Below are 14,958 nucleotides of genomic sequence, written 5' to 3'. Positions count from 1 at the left end.
CGGCGATCGTTGCCGGCAAATCATCGTGAGCGTAGCCCCCGACGCTCGCATGCATGGCATCAATGATGCGTATACAAATGAGGCGCCGCGGCATGACTCTGGATCACGCCCCCCGAGTCGCCCGCTGCGTTGTATGCAGGCCCATAGCCCGACGTATCGGCCTGCGGGGCCGATGCGGTCGCCTGGATGCGCGCCTCGGCCCGCTGGATCGATTGCGGATAGTGAATGTCCTTTCGGGCCGGGTTGTAACCGGCCTGCTCGGCCTGCGTGATCTGCGCGCGGACTTCCGCCCGGGTCAGGCCGTTGCTCGATTGAGCGGCCGCTGCGAATGCGGGGATGATGGCCGCCGCCAGCATGATGGTACGGATAGCGAATTTCATGATCTCGACCTCCAGTGAACAGGGTCGGCATCCGAGAACATCTCTTCTGCCGTAAGAACAGCATGCGCCGTTCAGCTGAAGGCAATGTTAACTGCGCGTCTTCGAACGCCTCGCCCGCGAAAGACAGGGGCGGACCCGGAATCGCCGCGGCGGTCAGGCCGACGACGGCAACCTCACGCGCACGCCGAACCCGTTGCCGTTCAACCCGTCGACGTACGTCAGACTCCCGCCGAGTTTGGCCACGATGCGCGCGACGATGGACAGCCCCAGGCCACTGCCGCTTTCGTCGTGATCGGCGCCGCGAAAGAAGCGATCCTGCAGTCGGGACAGATCCTCACCCGAGACGCCCGGTCCGTCGTCTCGTACCTGAAGGCTGATCGCGCCGGCATCCTGCCACGATGCGATTTCGACGCGCCCCTGTTCGCGACCGTACTTGATCGCGTTATCGACGAGATTGTCGAGCAGGACGCGCACCAGCGTCGACGGGACATGTGCGACAACCGGACCGTCGACGCGTGAAATCAGTGAGATCCGCTTGCGACACGCGCGCGCCTGATGGTCGTCGATGCAGGTCTGCACCACGCGTGCGAGATCGACCTCCTCGCCGCGCATCGGTACGGTCTCGTCAAGTCGCGCCAGTGCAAGCAGCTGGTCTGCCAGATGCGTGCTTCGGTCCACGCCCTCGACGACCCGTTGCATCGCGCGCCGCTGCCGGTCCGGATCGCGTGCGGTCAGCGCGACTTGCGCTTGCACCTTGAGTGCGGCGAGCGGGGTCTTGAGCTCGTGTGCGGCATCGCTGGTGAATGCGCGCTCGCGATCGAGCGAGCCGCGCAGACGTTGCAGCAACGTGTTCAGTGCGGCAACCAGCGGCCGCACTTCGTCGGGAATGCCCTTCGTGCCGATTGCGTCGAGGTTGTCGGGCGAACGTGCATCGATTGCCTCGGACAGCGTCCGCAGCGGCGTCAGGCTGCGTCCGATCGCCAGCCAGATCAGCACGGCCAGCACGGGCAACGCGAAGGCGAGCGGCCGGGCGACCCGGCGCGCGACCTCCGCGGACAAGTCGGAACGCTGCGTGCGTTGCTCGAAGATCCGCACGGTACGGCCGCGCGCGGCATCGGTCAGCACGTACGCGTGCCACTTCGGATTGCCGAACCGGATCGGGCTCGATGCGGCGGCGGGAAACACCGGCAGATCGAGCGCGTCAAGCCCCGGGCTGGCGGCCAGGATGCGTCCGCCCGCGTCCCTGATCTGATACAGCATGCGCGGTGATGCGTCGTTGTCGCCATCGTTGTCTTCCCCCGAGCCGAGGACGATATCCGCGAAGACCGGCAGGTCGGACGCATCGAGCGCGACGAACGCCCGTGCGATCTGCTCGATGCGGGTTTCGTCCCACTCCTCCGCTTCGTGAATCGCCTGGCGATAGCTCGACACCAGCGAATAGGCCCACACCACCACGACACCCGACAGCACCAGCAAGGTCAGCCGTTGCCGGATCGAGCGCATCACGACGCTTTCTCCACCACGTAGCCGACACCTCGAATCGTGCGGATCAATTCGGCCCCCAGTTTCTTGCGCAGATTCGACACATGCACTTCGATCGCATTGCTTTCGATTTCTTCGTTCCAGCCATAGAGGCTGTCCTGGAGCTGCGTGCGCGAGAGCGGACGGCCCTGATTCGCCAGCAATTCGACCAGCAACGCGCATTCGCGCGACGTCAGCGCAATCCGTTCGGTGCCGCGCGTCACCGTCATCAGCGCGGGATCGACCGACAGGTCGCCGTATTCGATCGTCTCGGTGCCGCGGCCCTGCGAGCGCCGCACGAGCGCACGGCATCGGGCGATCAATTCGGTCAGGTCGAACGGCTTGCCGATGTAGTCGTCGGCGCCCGCGCTCAGGCCGCTCACGCGATCGGCGACGGTGTCGCGCGCGGTCATGACGAGCACCGGCGTATGGTCGCGGCGCTTGCGAAGCCAGTCGAGCACTTCAACGCCCGACATGCGGGGCAGGCCGAGATCGAGCACGACGAGGTCATACGGCGTGGTTTCGAGCGCGAGCCGTGCATGCCTGCCGTCGTGCGCCCAGTCGACCGTCATGCCGGCCTCGATCAGGCCATCCTCCACCCCGCTGCCGATCAGCTTGTCGTCTTCCACGAGTAACACCCGCATGGTGTCGCGTTCCTTTTGGTGCGGACATGGCGTCCATGGGCGCACGATAACCGCAGGCACCGGCCGGCATCAAGCACGGCGCGGAAAAATCCGGTCCTTAAGAATCCGTTAACGTCGGCGCCCTATGGTCGCGGTCACCGACACCCGCAATCGAATCGACGACCATGAACAGGCTACCGTTCCGACTCCGTTTTTGCGCAACGCTGGGCGCGCTGCTGTTCGTGGCTGCCGCGCCGGCGTCCGCAGGTGAGATCAAGACGCTGATGCGAGACATGAAGCACGCGATGCAGGGTGCCATGAACAGCCGGACGATTCCGGAAATGAACGGCTACGTGGCCCGGCTCGAAAGCGATGCGCAGCAGGCGAGCCGCCAGCGGTATCGCAATGACCAGCCGACCTACGATGAAGGCATGCGCACGTTGCACGACGAATTGACCGAAGTCGATCGTGCCATCCAGGCCAATGATCTGCCGGCCGCCAAACAGGCGTTACGGCGAATCGACGGATCGAAAAAGCACTATCACGACCTGCTCGGATAACCCGGGCCGGACACGCTTTCGCCATTGAACAGGCATTCCCGCCATGAAAACCATAACCCGCTACCCCCTGTCGATCAGTTTGCTGCACTGGCTGCTCGCCGCCGCGCTGATCGGCAATCTGATCGTCGGCTTGTTGCTGGACGACAATGAAGACCTCGTCGGCCTGCACAAATCGATCGGCATCGCGATTCTCGGATTCGTGGCGGTTCGCATCGCGAATCGGTTACGCATGGGACGCAGGCTCCCGCTGTCGGTCAATCCGGCAGGCACGCTCAATCATTTTGCGGAACGCAGCGTTCATGGGCTGCTCTATGTGCTGATGCTCGCCATTCCCGTCCTCGGGTGGATGAAGACCAATGCGGCCGGCCACACGGCCAGCTGCTTCGGGCTCTTCTCGCTGCCGACCCTGGTGCCCAGGAGTCGCGAGCTGTCGCACTGGCTGGGAGAACTGCACGCGCTGACGGCTTACGGGCTGGCCGCGCTGGTGGGCCTGCACGTGCTCGGCGCGGTGGCGCACAAGCTGTTCAAGTCGGAGAACGTGTTGCCGCGCATTCTGCCGTTGCCGACGCGTGTCGTTCGGCAGAGGGCTCCATCCGGTGACCGGAATTGAGCGTCGGGCACGGCGTCGCGCGGAGTGCTACCGGGGCTACCGGGCGACGCCATCAAGTCGGACAAATGGCGCGTGGGTGCGGCAGGCCATGAGGTCGCGGAAGCGGGCTCCGTGATCGGACCGGAAAGGAACCGCGACGAAGACAAGACGAAGACAAACGCGCTTGACGAAAGTCAAACCCGTGAAGCAGGCACGTGCAAAAAATTGCGTATGCAGGATCGCCGATTGCCACCGGGAGACATTCATGAGCGCCAGCACTTCGACCTTCCAGGCGGCACCCGCGCTCCAGCGGGTGCTGATCGCCATCGACGGTTCCACCGCATCCGATCAGGCGCTGGCGTATGCCAGGGCGTTCGTTCCACCGAATGCATCGGTACGCATCGTCAGCGTTGCGGATAGTCCGCGCACACTCGTCCCGCGCGGGTCGAGATCCGCGGCGTTTCTCGAATCGGCCCGCGACGAATTGCTGCGAGACGCATCCGACGTGCTGTCGCGCGCCCGAAGCGCAATGGCGCGCGACGACATCGCGCTCGACACGGAAGTCGTCGACCTGTCCACGCACGGCGGGGATATCGCGCATGCGCTGGCCGACAGTGCGCAAGCCTGGCAGGCCGAACTCGTGATCGTCGGGGCACGCCAGCATCATGGCCTGCGCGCGTGGATCGAAGGAACGGTTTCCGGCCCGCTCGGCGCGCTCGTCGGCTGCCCGCTGCTCATCGTGCCGGAAGGTTTCGGGTCGGTGGCCGAGCGCCTGCCGCGGCGGATGCTGTTCGCCGTCGACGGAAGCCCGATTGCGCTTCACGCATTGCGAACGGGATTGAAATTCTCGTGGCCCGACACCGAATTCCGGGCCATATACGTGCTCGATCGCGCCACGCAGCTGGGTGATTTCGTCCCCGTCGAGACGCTGGAAAAGGCGTTGCTTGGCGAAGGCAATCACGCACTGCAAAAAGCCATGGCCCTGCTCGACGGCATCCCCGCCGAGCGCTCGCAGTCGCAGCTGATCGAAACGGATCGAACGGGCGAAGACGTGCCTCACCTGATCGTGCACGACGCGATCGCATGGAATGCGGACTTGATCGTCATGGGCACCCATGGGCGGCGCGGCGCCACGCGCTGGCTGGTCGGCAGCGTGGCCGGACGCGTTGCGCGCATCACGAAAACGCCGGTCCTGCTCGTGAGTGCGCCGCGTGCATGACGCGCTTCGTCGTCACGCATCCGCTCCGACGGCGTGGAACAGTTCCTCCTCCTGAGCGCAATGCAGGCGTACGATCGCTTCCAGCCCGTACAGCAGGCGTTGTATCGCCTGCACCTGCATGGCGTTCGTCCCGTCGCCCGGCAGGTCCGCGACCATCTGCCGGAGCGATCGAACCATCTTGAAGATCTCCCGGTGCGCGCTGCTCATCGCCGCCAGCGGGTCCTCGCCACCGAGCATCGGCGCGAGGCGCGCGTAGACGTCCCGATCGTCGGCGCGTTCGTGCGGCAGCAGCCGTTCGTCGAGCGAGTCGATCAGGCGGACGAGCTCGCCGGCGATGGCGGCCCCGGACAGGTGCGGCAGGCGATCCGCGAGATCCCTGATCTGGTCCAGCAACGGTGACAATGCCGTGTGCTCGCGCTTGAGTTGCTCGACGTCGACATCCGCGAGCCGGGCGTCCGTCAGCCTCGGGCGAACCAGCAATACGCGCAACGCATTGACGATGACGGCGACGTCGATGACTTCCTGAATCACCGCGCCGGCAATCGGCGGCAGGAATCCGGCCGCCGCGATCGTCATCGCGACGATCGACAGCGACATGCCGGCCACCACGCTCTCGAGCGCGATCCGGCGCGAGCGTCGGGCGATTCGCATCGCATCCACGAGCCGATCGAGCCGATCCACCAGCAGAACCACGTCGGCCGCCTCGGATGACGCGGCCGCGCCCCGCGCGCCCATCGCGATACCGACGTCGGCCGCCGCCAGCGCCGGCGCGTCGTTCACGCCGTCGCCGACCATGATCGTCACGCCTTCCTTGCGCGCGGCCTGGATGGCGGCGAGCTTGTCCGTCGGCGTCTGCTCGGCGCGCACGTCGGTGACGCCCAGCAACTCGCCGACGGCCTGGGCGATGTCGCGCCGATCGCCGGTCAGCATGACGAGGCGCGCGACGCCTTCGCGTTTCAACAGCCGCAGCGCCCGCGGCGTTTCCAGCCGCACCTGGTCGGCCATCTGGATCGCGCCGATCATGACACCGTCGACACCGACGAACACGGCAGCCCCGCCCTCGTTGCCGACCCGTTTCAGGAACGCGTCGCTCCACGGGGCGGCCGTCGAGCAGGCGCGGACGTACCCGAACTTGCCGATCGCGACGGCCCGGCCGTCGACCCGGCCCGTCACGCCCTCGCCCGCCGTTTCCACGACGACCGACGGCGGCGACAGCGTGATCCGGCGCTCCCGCGCGGCGACCGTCAGCGCGTCCGAAATGACGTGCCCCGAAGCCTGGGCCAACGACGCGGCGAAATGCAGCACATCGTCCGTGCCGACGTCCGCGCCGACGTCCGCGCCGCATTCGATCGCAACGATGCGGGCGCGCCCTCCCGTCAGCGTCCCGGTCTTGTCGAAGAACAGGATCGTCGCTTGCGCGAGTCGTTCCAGCGCGCCCCCGCCCTTGACCAGGATGCCGCGTTTCGAACAGCGCGACATGCCGGACACGATGGCGACCGGGACGGCGAGGATCAACGGACACGGCGTGGCCACGACGAGCACGGCGAGCGCGCGTGCGACATCCCCGGCCAGCAGCCAGGCGATGCCCGCGACGAGCAGCGAAGCGAGTACGAAGAACGCGGCATAGCGATCCGCGAGACGCACGGACGGGCTGCGCTCGCGCTGCGCGCGTGCGACCAGGCGGACGATACCGGCAAACGTGCTGTCACCCGCCGTCGTGCGGGCCACCATTTCGAACGGCGCGCCGGCGTTGACCACGCCGCTGCAGGCGCTTTCTCCGGAGCGTCGCCGCTGCGTGGACGACTCGCCCGTCAACATGGATTCGTCGAGTTCCGCATCGTCGGTCAAGGTGCCGTCGACCGGCACGAATTCGCCGCTTCGCACGAGCAGCCTGTCACCGGGAACGAGCGTTTCCACGCCGACGGAACGCCACTCACCGTTCTCGAACCGGGTTGCCTGCCGAGGGGCACGGCCGAGCAGCGCGGTCATCTCGCGTTGCGCGCGGTCTTGCGCATACCGCTCCAGCGTCCGCCCGCTGGCCAGCATCAAGGCAATGACCGCGGCGGTCAGCGTCTCGTCGAGCGCGATCGCCAGGCCGATCGCCAGCCATGCGAGCACATCGATGCCGGCTTGCCGTCTCGCCACGGCCCTGGCAAGCGATACCGTCAACGCGAGCAGGACCGGCAGTGCACCGAGCAGCCAGACGACGCGCGCGAACGAAGGCAGGCCGAACGCAACGCACCCGCCTCCTGCGGCGAGCGTGACCGCCGCCAGAACCAGCAACACGAGATCGATCGACCAGCGGATTCGCGACATGACGATTGTTCCGATCGCCGCGCATGGCGGCGTTCGCCGCATCCGGTTCGGGTTGCGGTTGCGGACGGCGTGGCACCAGTCTAGGAAACGCCGCGGCTCGACCGTTGACATGGGTCAGCACGACGCGCCTCCCGCGACATGCCGGCGCGGCGCGCGGCTTGACGTGAATCAAGCCGTCAGCCACTTTCCTCAGCAAAATTGAATCGTGAAACCGGATGGCCCGGAGTCGATATCGTGCTGACGCTGGCGGTACTCTTTCTGCTGATTCTGCTGCTGAATCTCATGCCGGCATTCGCCCCGCCCACCTGGATGGCGATGTCGTGGGTCGGGTTCAACCTGCCGGACGGCAATCCGTTCATCTTTGCCGTCGTGGCGGCCGGCGCGGCCACGACCGGCCGCGTGATCCTGGCGACCTTCGCACGATCGCTCGTCCGCTCCCGCTGGATACGCGAATCGGATCGCGAGAATATCGACGTCGCCACGCGCTGGCTGCGAAAGCACCGAACCCTCACCGCCGGCGCGTTCTTCTTCTATGCATTGAGCCCGCTTCCGTCGAACTATCTGTTCATCGCGTACGGACTGTCCGGGTTGCCGCTCAGAATCATCGCGGCGGCCTTCTTCATCGGCCGCGCAACCACCTATGCGATCTGGGCGCATCTCGGCCGCTTCGCGTCGACCCGGCTGGACCTGGAATCCGAACTCGAAGGCACTTATCTCGGCGGATACTTCATCGTCACGCAACTGGTGTTGCTCGGCCTCGTGTTCGTGTTGATGAAGCTCGACTGGCGCGCGCTCGTCAACGAACGTCGGTTGACGTTCCGGCGCGGCCATCATCCGCGCAGCTCCGATTGACGTTCGCGTATGCGCGAAGTGCGAAACGGCTGCGGCGGCCGGCCGTTGCGTCCTATCGGTCGCGAATTCCGGGCATCACTTCGGCAACGCTTTCCCGCATGCGCGGATCGACGTGCGTCATCACGTTCAGGACGCGGTGATGCCTCATCACGCGCGCACGCGCGTCCACGGCGATGTCGTGCCCTTGCGCAACGCTGAGCTCGGCGTCGATGTCGAGATGCACGTCGACGAGGATCAGATCGCCGGTCTTGCGCGTGCGCAGGTCGTGTACGTCGAGCACGCCCGGCGTCGCGAGCAGCGTCGCGCGGATCGCCCGAACGTCTTCGGCGTCGGCCGCGCGGTCCATCAAGTCGTGCAACGCGTTCCAGCCGAACGTGGCGCCCATTTTCACGATCATCCCGCCGACGATCAGCGCGGCGACGGGATCGAGCAGCGGATAGCCGAACAGGTTGCCGACGATGCCGCAGGCGACCACCAGCGACGATGCGGCATCCGAACGCGCATGCCATGCGTTGGCAACCAGCATGCTCGATTTCACCCGTGTTGCCACGGCAAGCATGTAACGGAACAGGCTTTCCTTCGCGACGAGCGCGATGACCGCCACCCAGAGCGCGGCGACGTGGACGCGCGCGATCGTTTCCGGATGCTCGAGTTTACCGATCGCGGACCACAGCATCCCGCCGCCGACCAGCAGCAGGATCGCCGCAAGCGCGAGCGAAGCGCCGGTTTCGAAGCGCTGATGTCCGTAAGGATGCTGTTCGTCGCCAGGCTTGCGGCTATGGTGACCGGCCAGCAGCACGACGAAATCCGCGATCAGATCGGATAACGAATGAATGCCGTCCGCCACGAGCCCCTGCGATCGGGACAGGATGCCGATCGCCACCTGTCCGGTGCTCAGCGCGAGGTTGACCGCCACGCTCACCCAGGTGCTTCGGGTCGCGGCCGCGGCCATCGCGGGCGTCGCTTCCGCGATGGTTTCAGGAACAACGTCGAGGTTGGTTGGCATCACGATTCAGGTTACGTACCAGGATTGAAGGATCGATCGGATTCGGGAAGTCGCGGGCAACCGGGGCGGCCCACGTGGCACGCCTGCGCCCGACGCGTTGGTACTGCGACGTGGAATGATGCGTTGCACGTCTGACAGACGTCTGACAGCTGCGTGTCTGCGGCATTGATTCGATGGTATTGGGGGTCACTCCGGGGTACTTGATCTGAGGCAAAGGATCGCCCCCCGTTTTGCGTACCGTTGAATCCATGCAAGCGACCTGGAGACCGTCATGTCCAGAGCAAACAGGTTCACCGTTTCGTGCCTGCTCGGCGTCGCGATCGCGATCGCGTCCGGTCTGGCCGATGCCCAGCCACGTCAACCGGCTAGCGATCGCGCCGTCGAGTGGCGCGGCATGATGTACGGCAGCCAGCTGATGACGCCTGCCGAGCGGAACGCATACCGCACCCGCATGCTCGCCGCGAAATCGGATGCCGAGCGCGAGAAAATTCGCGCGCAGCACCACGCCGAGATGCAAAAACGTGCGAAGGCGCGCGGCATCACGCTGCCTGACGCTCCCCCCATGAGGGGCATGCACGGCGGGCAAGGCATGGGCATGGGTATGGGCTACATGCACGGCCAGCCTGGCGGCCCTGCAAGCGGCGCTACCGGCCAGTGATCGCGCGGTTCGGCGTGTTCGGTGACGAACACGCCATTCCGGCCGCGACCGACCGCTCCCGTGACCTCCGGCCGCGCATCGAACGCGTGCAGTCTGATCGGCGACGTGCATGATCGACTAGCGCATGGCCGCAGCGGCAGCATCGGCAGGCGGCCACGAAACGGCCACGCGCAGTCCGCCGAACGCGGGCGATCGATCCACCTGGATGTCGGCCTCGTGCGCCGCTGCGATTCGCCGCACGATCGACCAGCCGAGGCCGCTCCCGCCCGGCCGGGTGCCGGCCGGACGAAAGAAGCGTTCGCCCAGTCTGCGCACGTCGTGCCTTCCGTAGGAGTGCCGACAAGTTTTCGGGCGACAGGGTCGCCGTCACAGACCTTCTCCCGGTGTTCCGATGACGCGCTGCCGACGCGTGTAGATTTACATCGACGGAAGCGTCAGCGGATAGACAAGGTGACTGATTACCTGTTTCACCCCGGGACGGTCTGGGCGTTGACGCACACTGCTTTGCGCTCTTCCTCGCTAAAGATCACGCCCCAGAGATGCACATGTCCGTTCTTGACGATGGCCTGACCCCGAGATAGCGCCCCGCGTTGGCCAGACATCGCCTTCAGTATCGCCTCGCGTATCTCCACGTCGGCACGCGGGACCAGCGACTGTTCGGTGCGTGTCTCGCTGGCCAGAGCGCGCACGAGATCGGCGCGACTCACCAGACCCGTCACCTCGTCATCCTTGACGACCGGCACGCGCTTGATACGGTACCGCTCCAGCAGATCCGCAACTTCAGACAGCGGAGTGTCCTCGTGGACAGTGACGACGTCGACACTCATCAGATCCTTCATCTTCTGCGCATGCTCCCTTACGTACTCGCTGGCCGGCTCAGTGCTGGATGCAAGAAGCTCCAGCCACCAGGAGCGACGCCTGACACCGGCGCCGAGCTCGACGCGGCGCACAAGATCGCCTTCGCTGACGATACCGATCAGCCTGCCGTATACATCCGCTACCGGAACCGCGCTGATCGCGTGCTCGGCGAGCAGCTTGGCGACCTCCCGTATGCTCATCTCCGGCGTCGCGGAAATGACCGAGGTTGTCATCACGTCACGTGCCCACATGAGGTTTCTCCTTCGACGCGCTGGCGCTTCACCGGCTAGTCTGCGGGGGACGCTGCACGCGCTCGCCCAGTTCGACCGGCCTGAAAGATGAATGCTTCACTCAGAAGCACCGGATCAATTTGTCCGATATCAAAAGGCGGGGGATCGTATACGGTTGTAGCCGTATGGCCGTTCAAAGAGTGACGTGTTCGGTCGGCATCTTCCGTGGCAACGTGGATCCGAATCCTGTGGTCCATCATCACCGCGGCGCGGTCGGGCCCGATTCGTCAACCGCGGCGCGTTGATGCACGTCAACGGAAAAGCGGGTGCGGCGACCAGAATGAATCACGTCCGACCCGACCGGATGGTGTCCGAATGAATGTCCCAGCGATCATCGCCAAAACACCTGCCGACCTGCGCGTCGTGCCGAATCTCGTCGACTACGACGGCGAACGGCACCGTTTCTCGTGGGAGGCTGCGGCGCGGGAACTCGCCATCGAACCGGGCGGCGGCGTCAACATCGGGTGGCAGGCGGTCGACCGCCATTGTGCCGGCCCCGGACGCGACAGGATCGCCCTGCGCTTCCTCGCACGGAATGCGCCATCCCGCACAATCAGCTACGCCGAACTCGCGACGCTGACTGACCGCTTCTGCAACGTGCTGCGTGGCCTGGGCATAGGCAAGGGCGACCGCCTGTTCATCGTCGCCGGACGCATGCCCGAAATGTATGTCGGCGTGCTCGGCGCACTCAAGAACGGCACGGTCGTCTCTCCCCTCTTCTCCGCGTTCGGGCCGGAGCCGATCGCCACACGCGTGAATCTCGGCGCGGGAACGGTGCTGCTCACGACCGATACGATCTTCGAACGCAAGATCGCCCCGTGGCGCGAACGCATGCCGGGGCTGAAGCACGTTTTGCTCGTCGCGGACACACCCGACACGGCGACGAACGTTTCCGGCACCCACGACCTCGCATCGCTGATGGCCGGTGCGGCGGACACATGCCGCTACGAACCGACGTCCCCGGAAGACATGGCGCTGCTGCACTTCACGAGCGGCACCACCGGCACGCCGAAAGGCGCCGTCCACGTGCATGCGGCGGCGCTCACGCACTGGATCACCGGACGGTATGCGCTGGACCTGCACGAGGACGACATCTACTGGTGCACCGCCGACCCCGGCTGGGTCACCGGTACCTCGTACGGAATCATCGCGCCGCTGCTCCATGGCGTGACCTCCATCGTCGACCGCGAGGAATTCGATGCCGAGCGCTGGTACGGCATCCTCGAGGACGAGCACGTATCCGTGTGGTATACGGCGCCGACCGCCGTGCGCATGCTGATGCGAGCCGGCTCCGGGATCGCTTCGCAGCACTCGTTCCCGCACCTGCGTTTCGTCGCCAGCGTCGGTGAGCCGTTGAACCCGGAAGCCGTCTGGTGGGGAAAGGCAGTGCTGGGGCTACCGATTCACGACAACTGGTGGCAAACGGAGACCGGCGGGATCATGATCGCGAATACACCCGCGTTCGACATCAAGCCCGGCTCGATGGGAAGGCCACTGCCGGGCGTGGATGCGGCGATCGTGCAGCGCGACGCTGATGGCGGCGTGCAACTCGTCGACGAGCCAGGCGTCGAGGGCGAACTCGCGCTCCGGCGCGGCTGGCCGTCCATGTTTCGCGGCTACCTGAACGAAGATGCACGCTATCGCAAATGCTTCGCCGGCGACTGGTATCTGACCGGCGATCTCGCCAGGCGGGATGCCGACGGCTATTACTGGTTCGTCGGGCGCGCCGACGACGTCATCAAGTCGGCTGGCCACCTGATCGGGCCGTTCGAGGTCGAAAGCGTGTTGATGGCGCATCCGGCGGTCGCGGAGGCGGCGGTGATCGGCAAGCCTGACCCGGTCGTCGGCGAATCGATCAAGGCATTTGTCGCGCTGAACCAGGGCCAATGCCCCGACGAGGCACTCAGGATGGCGCTGCTCGCCCACGCGCGAAAGCGCCTGGGTGCGGCGGTCGCGCCCAAGGAAATCGTGTTCATCGGCCATCTTCCGCACACTCGCAGCGGCAAGATCATGCGGCGCCTGCTGAAGGCCCGCGAGTTGGGGATGGCGGAAGGCGACACATCGACACTCGAGAGCGGCGCATGACCCTCGTCGACCACCCGCCTGCGCCGCCGCCGTCAGGCCCCGTGCCCTATCCCGCGGATCTGGCGCTCGCGCTGTTGCGCGACATGCTGCGCGTGCGCCGCCTCGAAGAGAAATGCGCCGAACTCTACGGCGCGGGAAAGATACGCGGCTTTCTACATCTGTATATCGGCGAGGAAGCCTCCGGCATCGGCGCCCTGCATGCGCTGACACCCGACGACAACGTCGTCGCGACCTACCGCGAGCATGCGCATGCACTGGTGCGCGGCATGGACATGAGCGTGCTGATGGCCGAAATGTATGGCAAGCGCGAAGGCTGCGCGCGCGGGCGGGGCGGCTCGATGCACCTGTTCGACCGAAGCACCCGGCTGTTCGGCGGAAACGCGATCGTAGCTGGCGGCCTGCCGCTGGCGGTCGGTCTCGCGCTCGCCGACAAGATGCAGTCGAGCCCGCGCGTCACCGCATGTTTCTTCGGTGACGGCGCGGTCGCCGAAGGGGCATTTCACGAGTCGATGAATCTCGCGGCGCTCTGGCGGCTTCCGGTGCTGTTCTGCTGCGAAAACAACCTGTATGCGATGGGCACGGCCATCGAGCGCCACGAATCCCAGACGGACCTGTGCACAAAAGCCGCCGCCTACAACATGCGGGCGAGCTCGACCGACGGTATGGATATCGTGGCCGTACACGACGCGGCGAAGGATGCGGTCGCCTATGTGCGAAGCGGCGCCGGCCCGATGTTCCTGGAACTGCGGACGTATCGTTTCCGCGCGCATTCGATGTACGACGCCGAACTCTACCGGCAGAAGGCAGAGGTCGACGCATGGAAAACCCGTGGCCCGATCCACACGTTCACCGCGCGCCTCAAGGCCGAAGGCAAGCTCATGGAGGACGCGTTCATCGCGCTCGATGCCGATGTCGAAGCCGAAGTCGCCCGGGCGGTCGCGTTTGCCGATGCCGCTGCGTGGGAGCCCGTCGAAGCGCTCGCAAACGACGTCTATACGACGGCGGGAGGCCCGCCATGACCCGCCGGATCACTTATCGCGAGGCGCTGCGCGAGGCACTGCGCGAGGCGCTGTCGAACGATTCACGTGTGTTCCTGATGGGCGAGGACGTCGGGCGCTACGGCGGCAGCTATGCGGTGTCGGCCGGACTGCTCGACGCGTTCGGGCCCGAGCGCGTTCGCGACACGCCCCTGTCGGAACTCGCGTTCACCGGGGCAGGCATCGGCGCCGCGCTGGGCGGCATGCGGCCGATCGTCGAAATCATGACGGTGAACTTCAGCCTGCTCGCGCTCGATCAGATCGTCAATACCGCCGCGCTCTACCACCACATGTCAGGCGGGCAATTCTCGGTGCCGCTGGTCGTCCGCATGGCGACGGGCGCCGGCCGCCAGGTCGCCGCGCAACACTCGCACAGTTTCGAAGGCTGGTACGCGGGTATCCCGGGAATCAAGGTGCTCGCGCCGGCGACCGTCGAGGATGCGCGCCACATGCTGGCGCCGGCATTGGCCGATCCGGACCCGGTGCTGATCTTCGAACACGCGGGCCTCTACAACATGGAAGGAGACCTGCCGGACCTCGACGGTGTCGACATTCGCACCGCGAAAGTGCGCCGCGCGGGCAAGGACGTCGCCATCCTCGCGTACGGCGGCTCGCTGCCGAAGGCGCTCGATGCTGCCGAGACGCTCGCTGGCGGCGGCATCTCCGCCGAAGTGATCGACCTGCGCGTGCTGCGGCCGCTCGACGACGCGACGATCATTGCGTCGGTAGCGAAGTGCCGGCGCGCGGTCGTCGTCGACGAATGCTGGCGCAGCGCCAGCGTCGCCGCGGAGATCATCGCGCGCATCGTCGAGCAGGCGTTCTACGAGCTCGATGCGCCGCCGGCACGCGTGTGCGCCGAGGATGTGCCGATTCCTTACGCCCGGCACATGGAAGACGCGGCATTACCCCAAGTCGACAAGATCGTCACCGCGGTGAAACAATTGTTTTCGTGATTGCTGACAGA

14 protein-coding genes and 1 pseudogene are annotated in these 14,958 nt (G+C 65.9%); 8 read left to right on the top strand and 7 right to left on the bottom strand.

Annotation, left to right across the window (positions count from 1 at the left end):
• Positions 1 to 59 precede the first annotated feature (59 nt).
• The 3 genes from DIE17_RS03205 to DIE17_RS03195 form a co-directional block, all read right to left on the bottom strand.
• Entirely contained in the window at positions 60 to 380 is a 321-nt protein-coding gene (locus DIE17_RS03205) for a DUF4148 domain-containing protein (protein WP_124920652.1), read from the bottom strand.
• A gap of 153 nt (positions 381 to 533) precedes the next feature.
• Positions 534 to 1,883: an ATP-binding protein gene (locus DIE17_RS03200; protein WP_185643503.1), complete on the bottom strand. Its 1,350-nt coding sequence runs from the start codon at positions 1,881 to 1,883 to the stop codon at positions 534 to 536.
• Positions 1,883 to 2,545 carry a response regulator transcription factor gene (locus DIE17_RS03195; protein ID WP_124519817.1) on the bottom strand — a complete coding sequence of 221 codons (663 nt, stop codon included), beginning with the start codon at positions 2,543 to 2,545 and terminating at the stop codon, positions 1,883 to 1,885. The genes DIE17_RS03200 and DIE17_RS03195 overlap by 1 nt, the downstream gene beginning before the upstream one ends.
• A 164-nt stretch (positions 2,546 to 2,709) precedes the next feature.
• On the opposite strand from DIE17_RS03195, the gene DIE17_RS03190 reads away from it, so the two are divergent.
• The 3 genes from DIE17_RS03190 (at position 2,710) to DIE17_RS03180 (ending at position 4,892) form a co-directional block, all read left to right on the top strand.
• Entirely contained in the window at positions 2,710 to 3,084 is a 375-nt protein-coding gene (locus DIE17_RS03190) for a cytochrome b562 (RefSeq protein ID WP_124891927.1), read from the top strand.
• 43 nt (positions 3,085 to 3,127) lie between these two features.
• Positions 3,128 to 3,694, top strand: coding sequence for a cytochrome b (locus tag DIE17_RS03185; protein ID WP_124920651.1), 567 nt, complete (start codon positions 3,128 to 3,130; stop codon positions 3,692 to 3,694).
• Between the two features lie 244 nt (positions 3,695 to 3,938).
• Positions 3,939 to 4,892: a universal stress protein gene (locus DIE17_RS03180; RefSeq protein ID WP_124920650.1), complete on the top strand. Its 954-nt coding sequence runs from the start codon at positions 3,939 to 3,941 to the stop codon at positions 4,890 to 4,892.
• Positions 4,893 to 4,904: 12 nt separating this feature from the next.
• On the opposite strand, the gene DIE17_RS03175 is transcribed toward DIE17_RS03180, so the two are convergent.
• A complete protein-coding gene (locus tag DIE17_RS03175; RefSeq protein WP_124920689.1) occupies positions 4,905 to 7,208 on the bottom strand; it encodes a heavy metal translocating P-type ATPase in 2,304 nt (767 codons plus the stop codon).
• A 234-nt stretch (positions 7,209 to 7,442) separates the two neighbouring features.
• Between DIE17_RS03175 and DIE17_RS03170 the strand changes: the two genes are divergently transcribed.
• Complete coding sequence (locus tag DIE17_RS03170) at positions 7,443 to 8,060, top strand: VTT domain-containing protein (RefSeq protein WP_124920649.1); 618 nt, start codon at positions 7,443 to 7,445, stop codon at positions 8,058 to 8,060.
• 52 nt (positions 8,061 to 8,112) lie between these two features.
• Here DIE17_RS03170 and DIE17_RS03165 read toward each other — a convergent pair whose 3' ends face one another.
• Positions 8,113 to 9,066: a cation diffusion facilitator family transporter gene (locus DIE17_RS03165; RefSeq protein ID WP_124920648.1), complete on the bottom strand. Its 954-nt coding sequence runs from the start codon at positions 9,064 to 9,066 to the stop codon at positions 8,113 to 8,115.
• A 271-nt stretch (positions 9,067 to 9,337) separates the two neighbouring features.
• On the opposite strand from DIE17_RS03165, the gene DIE17_RS03160 reads away from it, so the two are divergent.
• Positions 9,338 to 9,724, top strand: coding sequence for a hypothetical protein (locus tag DIE17_RS03160; protein WP_124920647.1), 387 nt, complete (start codon positions 9,338 to 9,340; stop codon positions 9,722 to 9,724).
• A 117-nt stretch (positions 9,725 to 9,841) separates the two neighbouring features.
• Here DIE17_RS03160 and DIE17_RS37815 read toward each other — a convergent pair.
• Positions 9,842 to 10,039 (bottom strand): annotated as a pseudogene (locus tag DIE17_RS37815) (ATP-binding protein); the annotation flags it as partial.
• A 152-nt stretch (positions 10,040 to 10,191) separates the two neighbouring features.
• Positions 10,192 to 10,833, bottom strand: coding sequence for a CBS domain-containing protein (locus DIE17_RS03150; protein ID WP_311768783.1), 642 nt, complete (start codon positions 10,831 to 10,833; stop codon positions 10,192 to 10,194).
• Between the two features lie 354 nt (positions 10,834 to 11,187).
• Between DIE17_RS03150 and acsA the strand changes: the two genes are divergently transcribed.
• The 3 genes from acsA to DIE17_RS03135 are packed head-to-tail and all read left to right on the top strand — an operon-like array spanning position 11,188 to position 14,947.
• A complete protein-coding gene (gene acsA / locus DIE17_RS03145) occupies positions 11,188 to 12,957 on the top strand; it encodes an acetate--CoA ligase (RefSeq protein ID WP_124920688.1) in 1,770 nt (589 codons plus the stop codon).
• Positions 12,954 to 13,976 carry a pyruvate dehydrogenase (acetyl-transferring) E1 component subunit alpha gene (pdhA, locus tag DIE17_RS03140; protein ID WP_124920687.1) on the top strand — a complete coding sequence of 341 codons (1,023 nt, stop codon included), beginning with the start codon at positions 12,954 to 12,956 and terminating at the stop codon, positions 13,974 to 13,976. The genes acsA and pdhA overlap by 4 nt, the downstream gene beginning before the upstream one ends.
• Positions 13,973 to 14,947 carry an alpha-ketoacid dehydrogenase subunit beta gene (locus DIE17_RS03135; RefSeq protein ID WP_124920646.1) on the top strand — a complete coding sequence of 325 codons (975 nt, stop codon included), beginning with the start codon at positions 13,973 to 13,975 and terminating at the stop codon, positions 14,945 to 14,947. Before pdhA ends, DIE17_RS03135 begins: the two co-directional genes overlap by 4 nt.
• The last annotated feature ends 11 nt before the right edge of the window (positions 14,948 to 14,958 follow it).

This window comes from Burkholderia sp. Bp9099, assembly GCF_003857805.1.
GTDB lineage: Bacteria > Pseudomonadota > Gammaproteobacteria > Burkholderiales > Burkholderiaceae > Burkholderia.
The sequence above is the reverse complement of the archived record's forward strand: the minus strand, read 5'-3'. Positions and strand labels throughout refer to the sequence as shown.